Origin of the sequence: Butyricimonas sp. (assembly GCF_019423355.1) — a bacterium.
Taxonomy (GTDB): Bacteria; Bacteroidota; Bacteroidia; order Bacteroidales; family Marinifilaceae; genus Butyricimonas; species Butyricimonas faecihominis.
Genome location: NZ_JAHZBP010000010.1, coordinates 68,460 through 91,691, shown reverse-complemented (window position 1 = coordinate 91,691; position 23,232 = coordinate 68,460). Strand labels below are relative to the sequence as shown.

Genomic DNA, 23,232 nt, shown 5'->3' with positions numbered 1-23,232 from the left:
TTAAAATACGCCAAAATTCATACACTTTCTACAAAAAGATATATCTTTGGCTTAAACCTTAAATTTGTAATTTATGTCTATTATTTTTTGTATCATTTCCCGGCTAAAAAGGGACGAACAAACAGACACCTACGTGCATTTTGAACAAACGGCCACGTTACGGGAAATCGTTACCACGATAGATTCACCTTATGTCTTTTTCTACACGAAATACCCGACTCCACGATTAGGAGAACACGCACAAAAACGTTTTCTTCAGGTAGCACAAGCCACAGGAGCCGTCATGCTTTATTCGGATTATTACACGGAACAAGATGGTTCGCAAACGGCACACCCGACTATTGACTATCAATTGGGGAGCGTCAGGGATGATTTTGATTTCGGATCGATACTTTTATTCAGAACAGACGTTTTAAAAAAAGTGATCAGCGAAATGGACACGGAGTACAATTTTGCCGCACTCTACGATCTGCGCCTGCGTCTTTCCCGGGAAGGATTGATTTTCCGGATTCCCGAATTCCTGTACTCGGAAAAGGAACACGATTCCCGACGTTCCGGTGAAAAGCAATTTGATTACGTGAACCCTCGTAACCGGGAAGTACAAATTGAAATGGAACAGGCTTTCACGGCTCACTTGAAGGCCATAGGCGCCTACTTGCCTCCTGCATTCAAAACCGTCCCGTTCCAAGACGAGCATTTTGAAACTGAAGTCTCGGTTATTATTCCCGTCCGCAACCGGGAAAAGACCATCGCTGAAGCGATACGATCCGTCTTTTCACAACAGACCAATTTCAAGTATAATATTCTCGTTATCGACAATCATTCCACCGACGACACGACCGCTATTGTTAAAAAAATGGCCCAAAAGCACTCGCAAATAATCCACATCATTCCCCCTCGCACCGACCTCGGCATCGGGGGATGCTGGACACATGCCATCATGAGCGAACATTGCGGACGATTCGCCATCCAGTTGGATAGTGATGATTTGTACATCAATCGACACATACTCCAACGCATTGTCGACACGTTCCACAAACATCAATGTGCCATGATTATCGGTAGTTACAAGATGGTTAATTTCAAGCTGGAAGAAATACCTCCCGGCATCATTGACCACAAGGAATGGACTCCGGACAATGGGCGTAACAACGCCTTACGTATCAATGGGCTGGGGGCGCCCCGAGCATTTTACACGCCATTACTCCGGCAAATCAGAATCCCGAACGTCAGTTACGGGGAGGATTATGCCACGGCACTCGCAATCTCCCGTGAATACCAGATCGAACGTATTTATGAACCGCTATATTTATGTCGTCGCTGGGAAGGTAATTCCGACGCGGACTTGAACATCCAACGTATAAACGCGAATAATTACTATAAAGATAAAATACGTATGATTGAAATATTGGCAAGGCAACAGAGAATTGAAAATGGAGAATTGAAAATGGAGAATGAAGAAAAATCTTAAATCAAAAATTAATTCCTTATCATGTTTTTCGACGAATTTACGAAATCACAACTAGCCTCCTGGCCCTTGGCCCGGAATAATTACGAACGCTTGCGGAATGTCATTTATCGTACGATTGATTTCGATGGGTTCCAGATTCGCATCCAACACAACCCGGACCGGATTCAATCGGCCGTGGCTAAAATAGACGAGCAATCAATCAAGGCAAGAGCCTGTTTCTTGTGTAAAGAAAACATTCCGCCGGAACAAGCTAGTTTCGATTATAACCCCACACTGGATATACGGATCAACCCTTATCCCATATTCGACCGCCATTACACGGTTCCGGCCAAGCAACACATACCCCAACTCATCAAGGGACATTTCCAAGATATGCTGGCCATTGCACAAACTTATCCGGAGTACACGATCTTTTATAATGGTCCCCGTAGCGGAGCCTCCGCCCCGGATCATTTTCATTTCCAACTGGCAGCTCGTCACATCATGCCCCTAGAAACCGATGTAAACTCCTGCCCGAAAGAAATCTTGTGGGTTGCCGAATCACGGGAAACCACAATCGAAAGTATTCATCACTACCTCCGCAAGAATATCATACTTCATTCAAACAACCGAGAGCAATTAATGAATATTTTCAAGCAATTAGTGTCACTCGTGGGCCAAATCACCCCGAACGACCCGGAACCCATGATGAACCTCTTTGCCTGGTACGAAAACAACGAATGGTGGGTAGTCATGTTTCCCCGTCGTCAACACCGCCCGTGGCAATTCTTCGCGGAAGGAGATGAAAACATACTGTTCAGTCCCGGCTGTGTAGACTTTGCCGGTCTGATCATCTCACCCCGGGAAAAAGATTTCAACCGTCTGGACGCCCCCTTGCTGGAAGAACTTTTTTCCCAGTTAACCCTTACCGACGAACAGTTTGAGAATTTACGATTTATGATTTACGATTTATGAAGATGAAAGAACCTGTAACTTGTAATCGATCAACTTGTAATTCGCCGCAGGCGATCACTCTTTCCATTGGCATCCTTTTCGCTCCTGCCATCACCTTCCGTTTGAACGGAACCTACTGGAACAAGGATCAAAAATATTCCGGAGAATATACCATTTCCAAAGAAGGGAAGAACTTGATTCTACATTCATCTTCAGGAACACAGATCGTACCGGATCACTTCACCCTTACACCGGAGAACGATGAAACGACAAACTTCGATCTGTTAAATGTCATGATCGGGATCAATTTCCACTGGCAACGCACGGAAGACCAGAAGTTCAAAGGTACATTGAAAATCATGGACGAGGGGAAACATCTGACAGCAATCAACATATTACCCCTAGAAGATTATTTACTAAGCGTGATCTCTTCCGAAATGAGTGCCACCTCATCTTTGGAACTCCTGAAAGCCCACGCGGTCATTTCCCGCAGTTGGCTGATCGCACAAAAAATAAAGAGCGAGAAACTAACCGACACTTACCAGTCCTGCATACAGGATGAACAACAATATATCCGGTGGTATGACCGGGAAGACCACGAGCATTTCGACGTGTGTGCGGACGATCATTGTCAACGCTACCAAGGTATTAGCAAAGCCTACACGCCATTTGTCCAACAAGCCATCGAGGCCACCCGAGGGGAGGTCCTTGTGTATGGCGGAGATATTTGCGATGCCCGGTTCTCCAAGTGCTGCGGGGGAGTAACCGAGTATTTTGAAAACACCTGGGAACCCGTGAATCATCCCTATCTTACAAAAGTGATTGATAGCGATACCCAGTCTTCAACTCCCGACTTATCCCAAGAAGAGAATGCCCGAAAATGGATTCTCTCCACCCCGAATGTATTCTGCAATACCCGGGACAAGGCCATCCTGTCCAACGTTCTCAATGACTATGATCAGGAAACTCAGGACTTTTTCCGCTGGCAAGTATCCTACACTCCCCCGGAACTATCTGCATTAATAACCTCCCGTATCGGGATCGACTTCGGGGAAATCCAATCCATAGAGCCTGTGGAAAGAGGTGTCTCCGGGCGCATCACCCGTCTCCGCATCCAAGGTTCAAAACGAGACATGATTATCGGGAAAGAACTTGTCATTCGCAAAGCTTTCTCCCAATCCCACCTGTATAGCTCGGCCTTCATCGTGGAAACAGAGAAAGATACCTCCGGAGCTATTACCCGTTTCACCTTGAAAGGTGCGGGATGGGGACACGGAGTCGGTCTCTGCCAAATCGGAGCTGCCGTCATGAGTGCCAATGGCTATGATTACAAGCAAATCCTCTCGCACTATTTCCCGAACACGAAACTACAAACAATTGAAAATGGAGAATTGAAAATTGAAAATGAAATCATAAATCATGAAATCTAAAATCACTAAATCCCCTTGGTCCTGGATCCCCACTCTATATTTCGCACAAGGTCTACCCTATGTCGTTGTCATGACACTTGCCGTTATCATGTTCAAACGCTTGGGCATAAACAACACGGACATAGCCCTTTACACGAGCTGGCTTTATTTACCCTGGGTGATTAAACCCCTATGGAGCCCGCTGGTAGACATAGTGAAGACCAAACGCTGGTGGGTGATCACCATGCAATTAGTGATCGGTGGAGGATTAGCCGGAATAGCACTGACTCTTCCCGGGCCTCATGCCTTCCGCTACTCGTTAGCATTCATGTGGTTATTAGCTTTCAGTTCTGCCACCCACGACATCGCGGCAGACGGGTTCTACATGCTGGGACTCGACACCAAGAAACAAGCCTTCTTCGTCGGTATTCGTAACACGGCTTACCGCCTCGCCATGCTCACCGGACAAGGATTGATTGTCATGTTTGCCGGTTGGCTTGAAAAGACCTATTCCTCCACGCTCCCGGAAGAGATTGCCGTTCCTAGGGCATGGTCCGTCACCTTCTATCTATTAGCAATCTTATTCGTACTTCTCTTCCTCTACCACCAATTCATCCTCCCCAAACCGGAAAATGATATTCCCGTGAAAAACGGTAACCCGCTGAATGCCTTTTTCCAAACCTTTATTACCTTCTTCCAAAAGAAAGGAATTATTGCAGCCTTGGCCTTTATTCTGCTCTTCCGTTTTGCAGAATCACAACTTGTAAAAATCGCCTCCCCTTTCTTACTGGACAATCCCGAAGTCGGTGGCTTGGGACTAAACACCATGCAAGTCGGCACCATCTATGGCGTCGTTGGCCTTATCGCCCTCACGATAGGCGGAATCCTAGGCGGCATCTTCATGGCCAAGAATGGCCTAAAACACTGGATCTGGTGGATGACCGCCGCCATGAACCTGCCCAATATCGTGTACGTTTATCTGGCATTCGTCCACCCTTCCAACATCTGGCTAATCTCCTCCGCCGTCGCCATCGAACAATTCGGTTACGGGTTCGGTTTCACGGCCCTCACCTACTTCATGATGCTCTTCAGCAAAGGTCCGCAGCAAACTGCCCATTACGCCATCTGCACCGGATTCATGGCCCTCGGCATGATGCTCCCCGGCATGATCTCCGGCTATATCCAAGAACTGATCGGCTACCAACACTTCTTTCTCTGGATCATGCTTTGTACCATCCCTAGCTTTATTGCTGTGAAATATATTAGAATATGAAAGCCGTTCGAAAACGAACGACTTTCAAGCAAACACAACACATTACTAATCCATATCCAACACTATTTTATACTTTTTATTCGGCTTAAAATAAGCGTCATAAACAAACAGAAAATCCTCATCCACCACCACGTTCAACTCGTAATCCTGTTTCTCTGCCAAACGAGGATTCTTCAATCGTTTCGGAAAGAAATAACTTATTGGCAGACTTACCTGATTTACATATTGCTGAAAATCTCCATGTAAACGTTCCCAACTAAACGTACTTGTCGTTTCAATCGTGACAATACACTTTTTACCTTTCATTTTACAAGAAATACGATATGGCCGATCTCCCTGTTGATCTTTTAACGTTACCTCCCAAGCCGGGTCTCCGTAATACACCATCACATCACGTTCATACATGTAATAATAGGCCACCAAAGCAGAAGAATTCCCATGCAGGAATGCGTTTTTTGCCTCCTGTTCTCCCAAAGAGAAAGTAAGAACACTTCTTTCCCATCTTTCACTATAAGTAAAACGTTTCTTGAGTAACGAAGCGTCCCATTGATTCAATCGATATGTCAAATCCTGCTGATTCAGAAATTGAGCCTCCGCCAGAGAAAAACGTCCGGCACCAGTCAACCAGAATTGCAATGTTCCTAACATACCTTTATCATAATTTGAATAATCCATCCCGGAAACCAACGCTCCGACATTTTCACAATCCAACCAAGTCATTGGAAGCCCCTCTTTCCTGCCCCAAGAATTCCCGTAAGGCATGGCAAACAAACATACACGAGGATTAGGTTGCAATCTCAATTCATGTTTCCCCCACCACAACTTTCCGTCACGAGATGTCACATAGGCTTCTGGCTTATTCCCTCTTTGTAAAAGCATCCTATCCAGTTCCGAAAACGATTGTGATTCCCATATCACAATATCCGGATTATTATTCTCACCCCAGTAAATAGCTTGGGATAAAAGATCCGGCTGATCCTTTGCCTCCACTAAACTATGTTTTTCAACCCACTCTTGATCTCTATGACCATTCACGACACTCTCGTTTAGCAATCCCATCCGTTCAAAATATTTTCCATCTTTCAGTCCCCCTAAATCACCTATACCCCAAGCACTACTGAGTACTTTAGAAGTCTCGGCTCTCTCCACCAAACGTAAAGCCGCATCGGCATCTATTCCCGTGATAATCCCCCAAAGAAAATCAACATAAATATCCTCATCTACTTCCCGGCTCATCCGATTCAAATCTACTACAAAATCCCGGCTAACATTCTCCGGTTTCTCCACGACCGCCACGTAACGGGGCTTTATCTCTCGCAAACGAGGTAACCCGTCAGATGTCATCTGATGATAAGTCACGATCATAGCCTGATGTTTTTCCACCAATTTATCCACAACTTTTTTCCACGAAACATCTGCCAGCGTTCCTTCTTGTACCAAAACTACATACTCGGATGTATTCGTCTGAGAGAAAACTCCGGAGAAAAATGCCATGCAAAAAAGACATACCAACCCAATCTTTATCAAAAATACTTTCATTTCACGTACGTTATTTATCAATTTCCATTTCAAATACCCTTCAATTTCATCAATGTTTCTTTTGTCTTCTCATTGGAAGGACGAGTCATAAAAGCATCAACGATCCGCCCTTTTTTATCCAGTAAAATAAAACGAGGTATCGACTCAACCACGTAAAAACTCATCATTTCCTTCCCCTTATCTCCCGCGAATAACTGAATACCATCCATATCATTTTCCTTTACAAACTTCTCCCAAACAGCCTTATTCTGATCAGTAGATAAACTCACGAACACGATCTTTTTCCCCTTCATCGTCTTCTCCAATTTCTTTAAAAAAGGAATTTCCGCCCTACAAGGGGAACACCAAGTTGCCCACATATCTATATACACGTATTTTCCTTTCAAACTCTTTAAGGATACGGGTTTCCCGTTTATATCAGAAAAACAAAAATCAACGGAAGGCTCTCCCGGTCGCAAACGCGCCTCCCCCGTGTAAGGTTTTTCCAATACTTTCCTCTTTTTCGAGGTACCATCAGCCAATACGGTTAACGTACTCAGCGCAAATACAATGATTAAACATACTCTGAACAATCTCATAGTCAATAATTAATTAATAATATTTATAATAAAATAGTGGTTCAAAATAGATGATCCATTTTGAACCACCTCAAAGTGCATTATCTATGAAAAAATCTCGCTTCTTTCCACATAACCTTCACGGCCCGATCTGAAATGCCTTCAAACGTCTTCTTTAACTCCATTTTATCAATATCAAAGACAAGTAATTTACCTTTCAAATCTGTCTTTGCATTTTTATTATACACGCACACATACAAATATTGTCCCTCCGGACTAACCGTCATACAAGTAATGACATCATCCGCATCCGGCAAGGTAATAATCGGCTTGCTCGGCAACTTTGGCTCACTCGTCAGGTAAGGAGTCCATCGGTAAATTTCATGCTCATTATTATAAAAAAAGTACTGATACTTGTCACTGGAAACCAAATTACAATCAGACGTGAGTGTAATATCATTATCAGTATAGACATAAGGTGCACCATCAAATGGCTCCTTTTCAGAAAGGAACCTATTTTTGGATCTGTAGATGGAAATCTGATTCGGAGCTGCATCATCTTTCATAACTAGAACAACCCGATACATTTCACCATTACTATTTTCATCATAAAATCCGGCATTTATCACCGTCCGACCTTGCATGAAAGCCGATAAATCGAAAGCTTGATATTTATTCATAAGATGCAACAACTTGTGAGTATTATCAATACAACATATCGTAGTCCATCTATACTTATCCTCCGTATCAAACTTACTCACTAACTTATCATAGGTAGCATCTCCCGGAAAATAATCCAGATCAGGAAAAACAAAATGTTCAACTGTATTCATAATGTATAGATCTCCGGGATTCCCTTGTGCATCCTTGGTTCCAAAAAACAAAGACTTCCATACACCTTCTGCGGTGCTACAAAGAGTCGTTGGCTTTAACCCGGGAAGAAAAGAGGTTACGTCTGCCGCGTATTCAACCAACAAACTGGTAGATTCTGTAAAATACAACATCCCGTCCGTTTCCGATAGAATAACCAATTGAGAATGTAGATTACGGTAATTATTATCCACGACAACGAATGCGGCATCACGTACTCCTCGCAATTTAATATCCGAATTCAAGAAAAAAGCATTCAGATTGAAATTCGATTCCGTTTTATCCAAAACCTCGTTTTCATTCTTGGCGCGTAAGAACGATAGTCTTCCATTATCCTGATCATCATTACTCAACACGAGTATTCCGACTTCAAAAGGGGCCAACACATTCACGATAAAAGACTGGAATTCACTTCCATATTTATTCTCTACACGCAAACGGATTTCAAAAATCCCCGACCGATCAAACTTGTAATTCAATTCTTTTTCCGTACTGATAAAACGCAAGGAGTCAGCTCCTGTTCCTCCATCTACAGCAATGGCACGCCATTCGTATGTCAAAGGCAAGTCTGTCTCAACCTGACTTACATCCGGGGAGATCATCACGGCCGATCCCAATTCCACGTCAAACACGGTGTCCTGAACCGTTATCGTGATCGGTGAACCATCTGTTTTAAAACCACTCGTTTTATCATCGATACAGGCATAAAACAAAGTCCACAAAATCAATATACTCAATATTTCAAATAATCTCTTTGTCATAATCCATGTTTTTATCATTAATATTTTGGCTTCGGAATATCCACAACTCCAGGTTCCGGATGTTCCTGATAATAATTATACAAGGGAGCTACAACATATTTAATCACTAAATAATCCACCGACCACGGCCAATAATAAGTATCACTAAAATTATCCCCCACATATTTATGAATAGACTGGTAAATCTCAGGATTCGTCTCCTCTAATTGGTTATATTGCTCCAAAAATTTGAACATTAACCCTTTCGACCACGGTCCTAAAGCTTCTTCAATCCACCAATAAGGAGCTTGCATGTCGGTCTTCAGATAAGTAAGTTTCATGATCCTACTACCTAACGTCACCGGTTTAAAATATTCATTTTCCACGAGACGTAAGCCCACGGTAAGCGTGTCCGGCCGGCCATCATCTCCATCCGGACGACGATTCCACCGAATCACCGCTGCATCAACAAATTCTGTTTTGGCTGGCATAATAACCTTTTCCAACACATAATCCTGACCTTCAATAGCTGTTGTTAAAGAATCCACGAGTTCTAACGAAATCTCTCGATCAACATCAGCCGTAAACCCCATAATATCAAGTCTTATCTTGTCTTGTTTTGTTTCGCTAGACTCCCAGGAGTAAAACTCTAACGTTGACTCGAACACGTCACCCCCTAACCAAGCAATATATATTCCCGCTTTAGGTTCCTCGTAAGCCAGATAATCATTTGTATGACATCCCACGATCAAACCCATCATACTTAATACAAAAATTAATTTCATCCTATTCATAACTCCGTAATATTAATTGGTTTGAGCATCTTCTATATTTTCCGGGTGGTACACCCCTTCTTTTCCACCTTCCCTGTACTCGAACTCATCCTCCGGGATAGGCCACACATATACTTCATCTGAGCCAGGAATGGTTAGGTTATATTGGAAACAACTATTTAGAGTCAAATTCTGACGCTTCATGTTCAACCACATCCTTCCCTCTCCCATAAATTCTTTCCGATACTCTTTATTGATCAAATCCATGTTAAATTCTGCATCCTCCTCCCGATAAACAAATCCACGAGTCTCCGTGTATTTATCAAAATATTCCCGGGCTTCCGTAAGTTGTTCTTTCTTCAATAAACCTTCTGCCATGATCAGGTACATTTCAGGCAAACGAATCATGTTCACTCCTTTTTGCCCTCTGTAGGTATCTGTTCTATCACATACTTTATAAAAATGCCTATACTTTCCATTTGCATCATAATACTGGAACCAATTCAGACGATAATCCTGTTGTCCGTTATAATCCGGAACTTCATAGATTTGGGCATATCCCCAACTTGCAGGCATCAAACCTTCTGGACGACTAGACATCAATATAAAGCCATTTAATGGCAACAATCCTCCATCCAAAAGATTATCCGAAGGATTATTGAATTTTTCATCTAACTGGTCTTCCCATCCACTTTGGCCGCACACGCCCCACAAGGCTTCATTAACGGATATCCGGGAAGCATAGTCGTTATACAGATACACTCTTTCGGTTAATGCGAACTTTTGAGAACTAATCACTTTATCAGCATAAATCATGGCACTATCCAAATCGTTCTTCATCCAATAAACCCGGGCCAATAATCCCTGCACCGCGTACAAATTCAAATGGAATTGCCGTTCCGTCATAAAAGCATCCACTCCCGGGGTATTCTCCCGGACTGCATGTCCGGACAGTGGGTTGAGGAACTTATTTTCATCCTTCAACAACTCTTCGGCTTTATGCAAATCTGTTATCACCTTCTGGTAAATGTCCTTTACGGTCCGAAAAGGATAAACCAACGGTTCATACGTCTCGCAATAAGGGATAGCCGGTTGCTCCAACGTTTCCTCCCGATAGGCAGGTGCGAAATAACAACATAACTCGAAATGCATGAATGCCCTTAAGGCCAGCGCTTCACCTTTGTAAAAATTATAATAACGGAAACTATTTTCCTTGCCCTCCAGATTGAAGAGAACACTATTCACATAGCTGATATTCTCATACATTCTTGTCCAGACCTCATCAAACACTGAACGATCGGAATCTTCCCCAGTATAATTATAATGCGACCATTGATACATATAGCTGGTATTAGAAGTTCCTTCCGCAATATAATAAGAAGCTAATATGTCCGGTAAATAATAAGATAATGTTTTCCCGTACAATGACGTACTGCCTAAATTGGCATAAACCCCATATAAAGCATCTTCACACCCCTCGGAAGTTTCAAACAAAATATCACCCAAAAACTCACCTTCCGGTTTCACATCCAGAAAATTCTCACATGCGGAGAAACTGAACACGACGATTAAAAATCCAATATACTTTCTCATATATTTTTAATTAAAATGTAGGACTTATGGTAAAATTGAATCCTCGCATGTAAGGATAAGAAGTTCCTCGTTCAAACTTAACCGTGGAAAGACGTAAAACATCTGAAAAATTAACTCCGATCCTCAACCTTTTCAACCAGATATGCCTTACCCACTCCGGCTTAAACTCGTAGGCAAACCCCAAACTTGACAAATAAAATTCATTCCTCTTTTCCAAGAAACGCTCAGTCTGGTTCGCGGCAGGAAATTTAGGATCATATCCGATGTAATAGACCTTATCATCCACCTGATGCCAACGTTCTGTAAAAGCACGACGATCCACATTTCCCGAAATATCGATTCCTTCCACCTTACCGGCACGAGTTGCATTATATATCCAACCTCCACAAGTAATACTCATCCCGGCAGAAATGGAAAAACCTTTCCAATAGAAAGAAGTTCCTAAACCGAGCTCCACTTTGGCGATCGAATTTCCCATGCCGACCTTATCATTCGGATCATATTTAAATGTCAAAGAACCATCTTTCTTTACCAATATTTCCCGACCCGTGGCAGGATCAATACCTTTCGAAGGAACTACAAAGATTGCAGTACTTGACTCGCCCTCTTCAAATTGAATTTTAGGTGCTACCGGCCGATATATATTTTGTTTCAATAATTCTTCATCATATATTTGTTCCCGATTTTTATCATTTTGGTATTTCAAAGAATTACTAATTTTCTTGATCTTATCACGATTATGCTGTCCGTTCAAAGTAATTCGCCATCGCAAATTATCATGATTAATAATAGCAGTAGAAAGGCTCCAGTCATACCCTTTATTTTCCTGCTCTCCCAAATTCGTATTCAAAGACTTAACCCCCACGGAAAGCGGATAAGCTATGGGTAAAAGCATATCCTTCGTCGTCTTTTTATAACAATTAAAGTTAAGTTGTACACGTTCTTTGAATATACTCAAGTCTATTCCCAAGTTCCACTCTATCGTCCTCGATGCTTTCAGATTTTCATTTGCCATGGATATCGGAGTTGCTCCTATTCCCGTGACAAAATGAGAATCTACGGAATAACGATAAACAGACCTTGTTTCCCAGTTCGCTAAATTATTACTCCCCGTAGAACCAAAACTTGCCCTAAAGCGTAACATGTCTATGAACGAATCGGCCAAAAAGGCCTCCTTATCCGCATTCCACCCGATACCGGCAGACCAATAAGGACTCCAACGGTGATCTTTAGAAACACTCGAACTCCCGGAACTTCGATATGAACCATCGACAAAATAACGATTTTTATACATAAAATTCACATTCGCGAAAAGCCCGACAGATGTCCCGAGAGCTTCCCCCCCACTAGGGGTCCCACCCTTCGGATAACTAGAGGCATAATTGATGCTTTTTAAACTGGGTTTCAAAAAACCTATCCCCTCAAAAGCATAATTCGTTGTTTTATTCCTATTTAAACTTCCCCCGACATTGACACTCAACAAAGAACCCTCATTGATCGTCCAGTTATAAGACAATGTACTATTGACAGCCCAGTCGTTACTCTCGTCAGCATTAACTCTATAACGACCTCTTTCATCAAAAGATCTGGCGATAAAAGTAACAGATTCCGGGGAGACAAAGGCATCAGAACGAGTATCAGACAAGTTATAACTAGCCGTTCCACTTAAATACAATCCTTTCAAAATATCCAGCCGGAAAGACAGGCTATTCGAGATATTTTTATATTTCTTTTTATTAAAATTACCTAAAGACGCCTCATACATCGGGTTTCTCTCCAATCCGGTCACCCCAAAAGATTTCACCCAATTGCCATACTCATCTTTAGGCAAATCGTACGGGTTACATTTCACCCACTGCGCGTAATTCCCGTAAGGAGAATCTTTCGTATCTGTTTTGGAAATTCCTAAACGATAAGAAATAGTTAAACGATCTTTCAAATTATAGGAAAGATAAAGATCCAAACCATAACGTTGCCGTAAATCTCCTTTCATGACACCCCGGGTATCTCCGTAACGCAAACTCAGACTATAATCCATCCCACTTCCTCGCCCCGTCACGCTAACCGAGTGATCAAAAGACCAGCTATTACGCAAAGGGATTGACTTCCAGTCCGTAGAAGCCCCTCTTGCTACAATATTCATTCGTTTCCAATACAAGTCATCAAACTCCCCTACTTTCGAATCATAAACCCCATAAAGTTGTTCCAAAGCTAACTTTTCCTCCCCATTACAGAGATTGAAAGAAGAAACATCCGGGAATTGTACATTCGGGACAAAATTATAGCGCACCCTGAGTTTCGGATCTGTCACGCGTTTACGAGTAACCACGATCACCCCGTTAGCCGCTTTTTCACCGTAAATAGCCTTTGCCGACGCATCCTTCAAAACATCAATATGTTCTATATCCTGCATGTTCAAGTCATACAAATCCTCCAATGAAATTTCTACCCCATCAAGTATAATCAAAGGCGTGTTCAACCCATACTCCCCGTTCACGGGTAATGCAGTCGTTCCCCGTAGAATAATTTCCGGTATCGCATTCGGATTAGACCCCTGTTCATTATTTTCGACGATATGCATTCCGGGGACCAAAAAAGCCAATGCTTTCAATACATTCGTGGAAGAAACCTCCAAAAGTTCTTCCCCTTTAACAGAAGTTACGGCTCCCGTGTAAGAATTCTTCTTTTGCGTGAACAAACCATTCACAACCACCTCGTCCATACTCTCCACTTCCGCTTCCATTGTCACACTTAACGGTTTGGCATCCTTCACTGGCATTTCAATCTTCTTCATTCCGATAAATGTAAATTCCAGCACACTTTTTCCTCCTTCCGGCACAGTGATAGTAAATTTACCATTCATATCCGAGGCACATCCCACCGATGTCCCTTTCAGTAACACCGTTACTCCCGGTAACAACTCGCCATTTTCATCCTTCACGATCCCGGTTACAGTCATCACTTTTCCCGGTTCCTCTTTTTTCAAAACCGGTGAAACAATGATATGTTTCTCCTCAATCTTGTACCCTAACCCGGTTCCTCTCAATATTTGCTTTACCACATTTTCTAGCAATTCATTCTTCACGTCCACGGAAACTTTACCCACTTTCGCCAATAGATTACTGCTATACACGAAATCATACCCGGTCTTTTTCGTGATCGCATCAAAGATTTCTCGCAAAGCCGCATTTTCCATTTTCAATGTTAAACGCACTTCTTTATTCTGGCAATTTCCTGATAGGGGTATTACCGCCAACCCTAACAATAAAAAGCTCATCAGAATACATTTTCTTACATAGGAATTCAATCCTATGTCAAAATCATGATTTTTTTTCATAAATTTGAACTGTTTTAATTGATAATTATTCCCTTGCGGGAAATGTTATTATTAAATATCGGGGAAGTAACGCAACTACTTCCCTGATTTATTTTCATGCTTACTAATTACAATCGTTCTATTACTCACTTTACAAGATACCCCTGTTGCCAGCTCCACAATATTCAACACCTTGTCCATGTTAGCATAACGAGGGAAAATACCCGTAAATTTCATTTCCCGAATCTCCTCGTTCGCGATAAACACGTGAACATCATACCATCTCTCCAGTTCTTGGAAAACATTGAGCAAAGGCTCATCATCAAAGGCAAAGCTCCCGTTTTTCCAACTGGCAGCCATCCTCACGTTAACCGGGGCAACACGCCCCACATCCCCATCCAGAATCCATTGTTCATGAGGCTGCAATTTCACGACATCCTTTTTATACAGCACCTCAACACACCCCTCAAGCAATGTCGTCCGGTAAATCTCATCCGGATAAGCACGCACGTTAAAGGAAGTTCCCAAAACCCTCACTTTCGCCTGCTTTGTTGTTACCACGAAAGGATGTGAAACATCCTTGGCCACCTCGAAATAAACCTCTCCCTCCACATACACGCGCCTCTCTTGCCCGACAAACTTCGAGGGAAATTCAAACCGGGAATCGGCATTCAACCAGACCTTCGTGCCATCTGACAAGATCAGCTTGTACTCGCCTCCCCGTGAAGTCACCACCTTATTGATCGAAGGCTGCAAATCTGAACTATCCGCATATTCAGCATCCTCCGAATAATACACCTCATCCCCCTTCACCTTGATCATAGCCATCTGTTCCTTGATCTCCAGATGCACGGAATCATTCAGATGTACCTCTCTTCCCCCGGCCAAAATTAAGGTCGCCCTGCTGCTACCAGGAGAAAGAACTTCCACCAGCTGAGCCATATTCTCAGGCCCGGTCTCTTTTCTTATCCAACTATAAACAGCCACTCCCAACACCACAAGAAGAACAGCAGCCACCCCGGCCACCCGATAAACCAACAAACGACGCTCTTTTTCCCGTTTGCTTTTCCTGAATCTCTTAAAAGCAACCTCAACATCAAAAATATCGTGTTCCGCCAGTTGTTCCTGCAAAAAAACATCAGAACGAAACTTTTCCATCAACACGCCATGCTCCTCGCTCTCTGCCATCCATCTCTCAACCTCATTCCTCTCCTCCTCGGTGGCATTCCCCGAGACATAACGTTGTATTAATGCTGCAATCTTGTACTCCTGTTCCATAATTATTCATTAATCTATATATAAATCAGAATGGAGTCGTAAAAGTGTCAGAAATTATATTATTTTTTTAAAAGTTAAAAATTACCCTATTTTGCACACACTAGAATATTATTCTAACTTTGTCGGCAAGAAAGGTGTCTATACATGAAAGGGAATATACAATCAGATGCGTGGATTGAACAACTTTGTAAAGGTGACGAACTGGCTTACAAAGTGTTATTTGACGAATATTATCAAATACTCGCTCACTTCGCCATGAAATTTCTTCATGACAAAGAAGCCTGCGAAGACATTGTCCATGATGCAATTTTAGATTTATACAGCAGCAAACGTGTTTTTACCAACATCAACAGCTTAAAATCCTTCCTGTACCTATCTATTAAAAATCGTAGCATCAACTACCTGCAACACAAAAAGGCCGAGGAGAATTACCTGCACGATGTTTCAGTCATACATGGGGAAGAATTTTTTCTGGATGCCATCATCGAAGAAGAGGTCTATTTCCTCATGCATAAAGCCATAAACGAACTACCCGAACAGGTACAAAATATATACGAACTAAGTTTAAAAGGCAAATCCAACGAGGAAATTGCTCAAATTCTCAACTTATCACTCGATTCCGTGAAAAGCTACAAGAAACGGGGGAAACAAATATTAAAAGAAAAATTAAAAGGCCTCATCTGTTTCCTCTCCGTTACGCTATAATTCTTTTGTTATATATATATCCCGCTCACCTATTGATTAGTCGACAACCGGGAATTCGATCGTCTCGCTTTCCTCGTTCCAACTCTCAATCGTAAAATTTCCGGGATCACCACCGGGTAATATTTTACCGACAACAATATTCAACGTGAGCCGCGTATTGGGAGATAACGTGGAAGTCAACGCTTTAGAAAGAGTATGCACAGAACCATCCGCCAAAGTGATAAACAACTCCAACAAAGGATTCGGGGCGGAAGGAAACAACATCACGGTAGGATTACTCATGATGGTGGCATCCTCAGAACGGGACAATTCGAATTTCACGGTTTTCGTCATGTTCTCCGCTTCGGCCGTGTAAAAATTCATCTTCTCGGCAATATTACCAATATGGACGTTCACGCTTGTTATGCTGGAACTGAACGCACTATTATCCTCTTGTTTCAGTATTACCTTCAAACCGGCGGTAACCCGTGTAAGAGAAGCTGTCAAATCCTCCGTTCCAATATGTGCCGGTTTTATCGCGTGGACCAAATCATACACGGGCATATAAGTCCCGTCTGTATTGGGTCGCAAGCTAAAATAGAGTTTTGCCAGATCAGCTCCATTCGTTAACCCCGGGTGAGTAATTGCCGGAGAATTATAAATCGGCTCATCGTATTTGGGTGTCCCCCAATACACCATGTTATACTCGCCGATAGGCAGGTGAAGTTCTCGGTTATTGTCCCCGTACACGTCCCCCTTTGATATGACGTAATAACCATTAAATACCGTGAGCTTTCCATTTATGTAGTTACCATAGTAAATAGAGGTTCCATCCTTACACGGATATACCTCAAGAATCCCCGTGAAAGGATTCTGATTAAGCGGATCGGTTACCCGAGCACTTATTTTAGGAGTAATTAATCCAGATGTTACCCCATAAGATCCCTCATCATCATTGTCTGAACATGCCGAAACTAAAGTCAGAAGACCAAGCATTACAATCATTAATTTCTTCATAGTACCTTATTTTAATTTGATTATCAACCAAAATACGGTCTATATACGAAATAAAACAGGTAAAAGTTTATGAAATCAACAAATCTCACTTGGTCTATCAAATTTTACAGCAACTTACTCTTTTATCAACTTCAAATTCTTCACCCCGATCCGGGCCGCCAACCAAGCCGAAAACTTCTCTTCCTCCACATCAGATAATTTCTGCCCGAACGCCACGATAGCAATATGTAACGTATCGGCATGCAGAGAATCCACTTGATTACGAATCACTCTGGATATAGCAAGACTTTTCACGGAAGGATAAAGAATCTTCACCTCGGGAGTAACCTGATGCCCGATCGTATCATATAACAAGTAAGAGTTCAACCTTTCGCGCAACACGGAAATTTCTTCATCTTGCGAGGCAATCCGCTGTTTATTCTGCATGTAATAATCCTGCAACAACATATTACTAACGTCATTTTGCATCTCAGTATCCTCTTTCCCGAATCCCTGATGAATCACCAAAGGAACATCATGCAACCCGTAATGCAACATCTTTTCTTTCAACGACACGATCACTTCCTCTGATATTTCCTTACCGATCAGTGATACTTCAATCCGACGCTCCGGGTTCTCTGTTTTCACGTAACGATCCACCACCAACGTATTCGGAAAATTAAATTCGTTCTTAATAAATCGGCTAGCATTTGTCTCGAAGATATTCGTTTTCACCATATTATAAGTGATATACACGCTTGGAACCATTGTCAAGAAAATGATTGAATACACGATACGGTGTACCTTCTTTTCCCGTTCCTTATCCATGAACTTCTTTTTCGAGAAGTGCATCAGTCGCACTCCTAAAGTCGTGGCAACTGCAATAAATACCGAATTGATCGTGAACAAATAGAATGCCCCGAAGAAATAACTCAGGTTGCCGCTTGCCAACCCGAACCCGGCCGTACATAACGGCGGCATCAAGGCAGTAGCAATAGCCACTCCCGGAATCACGTTTCCTTTCAACTTCGTCGAGGACGCCACGATTCCCGCCATTCCACCAAAGAAAGCGATCAACACGTCATAGATCGTGGGGGTTGTCCGTGCCAGCAATTCCGAACGAGCTTCGTTCAAAGGCGATAACAAAAAATATAAAGTAGACGTTAACACGCTGAATATCGTTGCGATCAGCAAATTACGGAAAGCCTTCTTGATCAGTTCAAAATCATTGATTCCAACTCCCAGACCGATTCCCATAATCGGCCCCATCAGCGGAGAAATTAACATGGCTCCAATAATCACGGCCGTCGAATTCGTGTTCAATCCCAAAGACGCGATAAACGTGGCAAAAATCAATACCCACAAATTTGTCCCCCGGAACACGATTCCCTTACGGATAGCCTCCACAGTATCTTCTTCCCGCTCCTGTTCATCTGACGGGTCCAGAATTTGACGCAAATACACCCGAAAACGCTGTAATAATATCATCATACTCTAAATCTATACATCTACAAAAAGCTCAAAATAGCTCATATTCTTTAAATCTTCGCAAAAGTATAAAATCTATTACATATTCTTCCATTTTTCCCATATATAAAAGGACTGACAATAAATGAAACGCCCCCAAGAGCTTATTATCAAGTTTCTTGGGGGCGACTCCATGCAAGAACAAACTCGTTCTTATATCATAATGAACTGTTATTTTATAATCTCAACAAGAACGCAACGATTCCAATCATCCTTATCATAACGAGAACTAACTCCTTTATGATCTTTAACAATACGGTCTTTATTTATTCCATATTTACTAATGAACATATCTGCAACCGCATTTACTCGTTTTTCAGAAATAATCATATTGGCCTTTTCAGTTCCTCGTTTATCGGCAAAGCCTGTCAAACGAACACGCACCTCGGGGTTCTCTTTCATAAATTGAACCAAGTTATAAACTCCAACCTCCTGAGTAGGATCAATTTTGTAACTGTTGAAAGCGAAGTTTATCGTTGTCGGTAAAGCCTTAAATACCACGTTCGTTTCAGTTGTCGGCACCTCTTGTTTTACCACTTTAACAACGGTATCCGGGGTACGGCTAATCAATTCTTTGATTCGTGCGTCTTGTGCCTTTGCCAAATTCTGAAGGTCTGCATACTGTTTCTGGCTAACAGCCTTTTTAAACGAACGATTCTTAAATCTGAAAGTAACTCCAACACTCAGATTACTAATCCCGTCATTAGGGAATCCGCCTCTGGTCACGAGATCATCATCCAAAATTATCCCACCATATTCCAAATTCAAATCAAAACGTTGAGACAACCGGAAACGAGCTTGAATACCTGCATTAATAGTAAAAGATTGATCACTACCGATAAAAGCACCACCTATTCCTGCAAAAGGTACCAAATCAAAGCAACGATTCTCGTTGTAACGACCGAAGAAGTTTAACAAACCAAACATAAAGTCTCCATGAACAGCTCCATAATGTTTGTGCAACATCATTTTCCCATCATTTTGAAAACCATGTAAAGCACCTCCCAAACCTTGAACTCTCAATCCCCACCAAGGCGTAAACCATTTACCAACAGACAAGGCAGGCATAAAGGTTAATCGATCACCGAACTTTGCATCAGTAGACCCCTCTGCATAAAGGGTTTGAGCCCCTAAATTCAATGAAATAAACCAATTATCCCAAAATTTATTGGTTTCAAATGATGTTTTATAACCCGGCAGTTTCCTTTCTTGATTATTCTGCGCAAACGTAGAAATGTGTAATACTACCAATAGTACTAAAAATACGATTTTTTTCATTTTAAAATAGTTAAAGTTTATATTGCAACCTTTCTCAAATAAAATTGGAGAAAAACGCCACAAATGTATAAAAAATATAATTACTGTATTTTATTATACACAAAATAACTACATCTTTACTCTCAATAATCTTAGAACGTGATCTTCAAGTTCACGGAAAAAGTACGTCCGAAACCATAGAAAACCTTGGCTGTATCTTTATCATGCCCGGCACCATCCTCCGCATCAGCGATATACTCTTTATCCAAAAGATTATTCACGTTCGCAGAAACCATCACGCCAAACACCTTACTCAACGGGAAACGATAGTTGATATTAGCATCCAACACACCATATGCCGGCATCCTCCAAGGAGATTCAATCACATTCTCGGCATCCAGATTTACCGTGGGGAACGAAAATTTCGCATAATTTCGTGCGAAATGAGAATAATCAACTCCCACGTGCAACCCTCTCAAGAACTGGTAACGTCCTCCAATAGCAAAAGTTGTTTGTGCAGAATTTCCCACTCGAACATCTTTCACTTTTATGAAACTTTGAGCATGTTCTTCCCCTCCCACATCGCCTAACGGTTTACCATTCTTACCCACAGGTCGGCCTGCCGAATTATAAGCATATCCTTTACCATCACCATTCCAATGCCAGTCACCAATCGAAAACACTCCTGTAATATCAAGATTCACGATCGGGTGTAACACGAAATCCACCTCTATTCCCTGATGCAAAGCATCAATTCCCGTCAGGTAAGCAAAAGCATCCCGATCTTCTTTCACGTTCACCCTTGTGGCCTTGTCCATCCACGCCGTCCGGTAGAAATTCACGTTCGCATTTAACCACGAAGAACGGAATCCATACCCCAGCTCCATCGAGAACACTTTCTCGTTCATCGCATCCGAGTTAACAATATTACTCACATCATTTTGCAGAAAAACGCCACCCTGCATGTGAGGGGGACGAGAAAAATACCCGATATTAGCAAATACGTTATGCTTCTCCGTCACGTTATAATTAGCCCCACCCTTTATCGTGAATCCCGTGAAATGCTCTTTATCGGACTTTGCCTCATCTTTGGAATAATAAAAACGGTCCTTTCGCCAATAAGTAGAGTTTGAAACCGATCCGGCAACAAAAGCACTCCAAGCTTCACGGTTATATTCTCCCTGTGCAAAGAACCCTTCCTGCATCACGAACCCATCATAATCCCGGAAAATAATATCTCCTTTTTGCAAATGTTCCTCTTGCCAATCCTTATCATCAGCCTTGTACTTCACATTCTTTCGACTAGGATCAATAAAATACTCCCCCCCGTACAAATCCACCAATTCGTTATAATGTTTACCTTTATAATAACGCAAATCTACTCCCCCGTACACGTCAAAATACTGTCCCAACTTGGTTGTATAGGTAGAAATCAACCCGAACCAGTTATGTTCATTTTTACTCATGGACATCGCCATCACGGATCCCGTCTGGCTACTTTCATTCCATTTATAAACACTATCGTAAGCAAAGGTCTTATCTTCCGCACGATTAACCCCTAAAGTTCCAGCCGTGGTCGTCCCGTACCATGAATTTTTCCATTTTCCCTGGCCGCTATACCCGCCACCACGTCCCAACGACATGTAAAGCACGCTAGATAAACTTGATTTATTATTAATCTCCCAAAGATGATTCAACGAAACCTGAGGCTTGTGATATTTGTTATAAGCAGATACTTTACGCACATTCTTTCCATCCCGGTTAGCGAACCCGTAAGAAGGATTAAACCGGGTATCCCCCAACTCATCCCATGATTTGATTGTCATCTTGTCATTCCGGTTTCTCTGGTTGTGCCATTGCGGTGCACCAAAAGCAGTTAAAGACAATTGATGATTTTCACCCAACCGCTTGGAAATATTCACAAAATAAGAATACCCTACGAAATCCGTTCCTTGTATATAACCATCTCCCCAAGTTCTCGCCCCCAAAATAGACATCGCCCAGCCATTCTTCAGCAATCCGGTGGAAAGATTAAATGCGACCTTATTGTAACCGTCATTTCCCACACCGTATGAAACAGAACCTCCGGCTACCGCATTTGTCGAATTCGTCACGATATTGATCGATCCCCCGACAGAAGGCACGGACACTTTCGACGCTCCCAATCCTCGCTGCACTTGTATAAAGCGAGTAACATCAGCCAAACCCGACCAATTCGACCAATAGATACCTCCCCATTCCATCTCGTTCATAGGTACTCCGTTCACCATCACCGCTATATTCTCCGTCTCGAATCCCCGCAAATTAATCCTTCCATCTCCAAACGCTCCCCCCTCTTTCGTGACGTAAACGCTCGGCAAAGATTTCAATATCTCCGGGAATTCCTGTGTTGAAAGTTTCTCCTCGATCTCTTTCGCCGTAACTACCGACAAGGCTACCGGGGTCTTCCGGTCCACGGCTAAAGAACCACGCACCACCACATCCGACAAATTAATATACATCGGCAACATCCCCACGGTCCCCAGATCCACTTTCTTATTACCTACAACAACACTTTTTTTCACTTCCGAATAGCCTACACTTCGGAACACCAATACAACCGTTCCCGACTCTTCTACCTCTAATTCAAAATATCCTTCCGCATCCGTAGCACACCCAACACTCGTTCCCTCCACGCTCACGGTAGCCCCGATCAACACCTCTTTTGACTGAGAATCAACGACTCTCCCCTTAATCACCTCTTTTGCCATGACATTCCACGACATACCTAACAGGAACATAATCCCACAAATCACTTTTAACAACATACTACCCATAATATATTACTTTATGAAACACAACAAGACACGACAGGCATCTTTTAGTCTATTTAGTGTCGATCCCGCTGCGAAAGTAGCTATTTGTTTGCAACATACCTAATCATTCATTAGAATTTTTTATATATTGTCAAATTTACATACAAGAAAAGGAAGGAACAGCCAAGACGGGCATGTTCCTTCCTACTTCTGATACGATA

16 protein-coding genes are annotated in these 23,232 nt (G+C 42.3%); 5 read left to right on the top strand and 11 right to left on the bottom strand.

Annotated features, from left to right (window positions below; genetic code table 11):
* Positions 1–73 precede the first annotated feature (73 nt).
* From QVC79_RS13750 to QVC79_RS13735, 4 genes are read left to right on the top strand one after another with little or no spacing between them, the layout of a single operon-like run.
* The gene (locus tag QVC79_RS13750) at positions 74–1,471 is read left to right on the top strand and encodes a glycosyltransferase family 2 protein (RefSeq protein WP_270592559.1); all 1,398 of its coding nucleotides are present in this window, start codon (positions 74–76) and stop codon (positions 1,469–1,471) included.
* 21 nt (positions 1,472–1,492) lie between these two features.
* The gene (locus tag QVC79_RS13745; RefSeq protein WP_270592558.1) at positions 1,493–2,425 is read left to right on the top strand and encodes a DUF4922 domain-containing protein; all 933 of its coding nucleotides are present in this window, start codon (positions 1,493–1,495) and stop codon (positions 2,423–2,425) included.
* Between the two features lie 2 nt (positions 2,426–2,427).
* Positions 2,428–3,834 carry a SpoIID/LytB domain-containing protein gene (locus QVC79_RS13740; RefSeq protein ID WP_270593382.1) on the top strand — a complete coding sequence of 469 codons (1,407 nt, stop codon included), beginning with the start codon at positions 2,428–2,430 and terminating at the stop codon, positions 3,832–3,834.
* Positions 3,824–5,086, top strand: a complete 1,263-nt coding sequence (locus QVC79_RS13735; RefSeq protein WP_270592557.1) for an MFS transporter — start codon at positions 3,824–3,826, stop codon at positions 5,084–5,086. The genes QVC79_RS13740 and QVC79_RS13735 overlap by 11 nt, the downstream gene beginning before the upstream one ends.
* A gap of 45 nt (positions 5,087–5,131) precedes the next feature.
* On the opposite strand, the gene QVC79_RS13730 is transcribed toward QVC79_RS13735, so the two are convergent.
* The 7 genes from QVC79_RS13730 to QVC79_RS13700 all read right to left on the bottom strand — a co-directional run bounded on the left by QVC79_RS13730 (position 5,132) and on the right by QVC79_RS13700 (position 15,752).
* Entirely contained in the window at positions 5,132–6,625 is a 1,494-nt protein-coding gene (locus QVC79_RS13730) for a hypothetical protein (protein WP_270592556.1), read from the bottom strand.
* Positions 6,626–6,654: 29 nt separating this feature from the next.
* The gene (locus tag QVC79_RS13725) at positions 6,655–7,203 is read right to left on the bottom strand and encodes a TlpA family protein disulfide reductase (protein ID WP_270592555.1); all 549 of its coding nucleotides are present in this window, start codon (positions 7,201–7,203) and stop codon (positions 6,655–6,657) included.
* Positions 7,204–7,283: 80 nt separating this feature from the next.
* A complete protein-coding gene (locus QVC79_RS13720) occupies positions 7,284–8,813 on the bottom strand; it encodes a PKD-like domain-containing protein (protein ID WP_270592554.1) in 1,530 nt (509 codons plus the stop codon).
* Between the two features lie 17 nt (positions 8,814–8,830).
* Positions 8,831–9,586 carry a DUF4843 domain-containing protein gene (locus QVC79_RS13715; RefSeq protein WP_270592553.1) on the bottom strand — a complete coding sequence of 252 codons (756 nt, stop codon included), beginning with the start codon at positions 9,584–9,586 and terminating at the stop codon, positions 8,831–8,833.
* A 12-nt stretch (positions 9,587–9,598) separates the two neighbouring features.
* Entirely contained in the window at positions 9,599–11,158 is a 1,560-nt protein-coding gene (locus tag QVC79_RS13710) for a RagB/SusD family nutrient uptake outer membrane protein (RefSeq protein WP_270592551.1), read from the bottom strand.
* Between the two features lie 10 nt (positions 11,159–11,168).
* Positions 11,169–14,495 carry a SusC/RagA family TonB-linked outer membrane protein gene (locus tag QVC79_RS13705; protein ID WP_270592548.1) on the bottom strand — a complete coding sequence of 1,109 codons (3,327 nt, stop codon included), beginning with the start codon at positions 14,493–14,495 and terminating at the stop codon, positions 11,169–11,171.
* 75 nt (positions 14,496–14,570) lie between these two features.
* Entirely contained in the window at positions 14,571–15,752 is a 1,182-nt protein-coding gene (locus QVC79_RS13700) for a FecR family protein (protein WP_270592547.1), read from the bottom strand.
* A gap of 144 nt (positions 15,753–15,896) precedes the next feature.
* On the opposite strand from QVC79_RS13700, the gene QVC79_RS13695 reads away from it, so the two are divergent.
* On the top strand, positions 15,897–16,457 hold the full coding sequence (locus QVC79_RS13695; RefSeq protein WP_270592544.1) for an RNA polymerase sigma factor: 561 nt from the start codon (positions 15,897–15,899) through the stop codon (positions 16,455–16,457).
* A 36-nt stretch (positions 16,458–16,493) separates the two neighbouring features.
* Here QVC79_RS13695 and QVC79_RS13690 read toward each other — a convergent pair whose 3' ends face one another.
* From QVC79_RS13690 to QVC79_RS13675, 4 genes are all read right to left on the bottom strand, one after another.
* Positions 16,494–17,453 carry a FimB/Mfa2 family fimbrial subunit gene (locus QVC79_RS13690; RefSeq protein ID WP_270592541.1) on the bottom strand — a complete coding sequence of 320 codons (960 nt, stop codon included), beginning with the start codon at positions 17,451–17,453 and terminating at the stop codon, positions 16,494–16,496.
* Between the two features lie 114 nt (positions 17,454–17,567).
* Complete coding sequence (locus QVC79_RS13685) at positions 17,568–18,923, bottom strand: TIGR00341 family protein (protein ID WP_124317621.1); 1,356 nt, start codon at positions 18,921–18,923, stop codon at positions 17,568–17,570.
* A 207-nt stretch (positions 18,924–19,130) separates the two neighbouring features.
* The gene (locus tag QVC79_RS13680; RefSeq protein ID WP_270592537.1) at positions 19,131–20,237 is read right to left on the bottom strand and encodes an OmpA family protein; all 1,107 of its coding nucleotides are present in this window, start codon (positions 20,235–20,237) and stop codon (positions 19,131–19,133) included.
* A 131-nt stretch (positions 20,238–20,368) separates the two neighbouring features.
* A complete protein-coding gene (locus QVC79_RS13675; protein ID WP_270592535.1) occupies positions 20,369–23,032 on the bottom strand; it encodes a TonB-dependent receptor in 2,664 nt (887 codons plus the stop codon).
* Positions 23,033–23,232: the final 200 nt, after the last annotated feature.

What these genes read in the sequence shown, in the direction of transcription:
- QVC79_RS13750 (WP_270592559.1), top strand. Translation starts at nt 74, where the DNA reads ATGTCTATTATTTTTTGTATCATTTCCCGGCTAAAAAGGGACGAACAA.
- QVC79_RS13745 (WP_270592558.1), top strand. Translation starts at nt 1,493, where the DNA reads ATGTTTTTCGACGAATTTACGAAATCACAACTAGCCTCCTGGCCCTTG.
- QVC79_RS13740 (WP_270593382.1), top strand. Translation starts at nt 2,428, where the DNA reads ATGAAAGAACCTGTAACTTGTAATCGATCAACTTGTAATTCGCCGCAG.
- QVC79_RS13735 (WP_270592557.1), top strand. Translation starts at nt 3,824, where the DNA reads ATGAAATCTAAAATCACTAAATCCCCTTGGTCCTGGATCCCCACTCTA.
- QVC79_RS13730 (WP_270592556.1), bottom strand. Translation starts at nt 6,625, where the DNA reads ATGAAAGTATTTTTGATAAAGATTGGGTTGGTATGTCTTTTTTGCATG.
- QVC79_RS13725 (WP_270592555.1), bottom strand. Translation starts at nt 7,203, where the DNA reads ATGAGATTGTTCAGAGTATGTTTAATCATTGTATTTGCGCTGAGTACG.
- QVC79_RS13720 (WP_270592554.1), bottom strand. Translation starts at nt 8,813, where the DNA reads ATGACAAAGAGATTATTTGAAATATTGAGTATATTGATTTTGTGGACT.
- QVC79_RS13715 (WP_270592553.1), bottom strand. Translation starts at nt 9,586, where the DNA reads ATGAATAGGATGAAATTAATTTTTGTATTAAGTATGATGGGTTTGATC.
- QVC79_RS13710 (WP_270592551.1), bottom strand. Translation starts at nt 11,158, where the DNA reads ATGAGAAAGTATATTGGATTTTTAATCGTCGTGTTCAGTTTCTCCGCA.
- QVC79_RS13705 (WP_270592548.1), bottom strand. Translation starts at nt 14,495, where the DNA reads ATGAAAAAAAATCATGATTTTGACATAGGATTGAATTCCTATGTAAGA.
- QVC79_RS13700 (WP_270592547.1), bottom strand. Translation starts at nt 15,752, where the DNA reads ATGGAACAGGAGTACAAGATTGCAGCATTAATACAACGTTATGTCTCG.
- QVC79_RS13695 (WP_270592544.1), top strand. Translation starts at nt 15,897, where the DNA reads ATGAAAGGGAATATACAATCAGATGCGTGGATTGAACAACTTTGTAAA.
- QVC79_RS13690 (WP_270592541.1), bottom strand. Translation starts at nt 17,453, where the DNA reads ATGAAGAAATTAATGATTGTAATGCTTGGTCTTCTGACTTTAGTTTCG.
- QVC79_RS13685 (WP_124317621.1), bottom strand. Translation starts at nt 18,923, where the DNA reads ATGATGATATTATTACAGCGTTTTCGGGTGTATTTGCGTCAAATTCTG.
- QVC79_RS13680 (WP_270592537.1), bottom strand. Translation starts at nt 20,237, where the DNA reads ATGAAAAAAATCGTATTTTTAGTACTATTGGTAGTATTACACATTTCT.
- QVC79_RS13675 (WP_270592535.1), bottom strand. Translation starts at nt 23,032, where the DNA reads ATGGGTAGTATGTTGTTAAAAGTGATTTGTGGGATTATGTTCCTGTTA.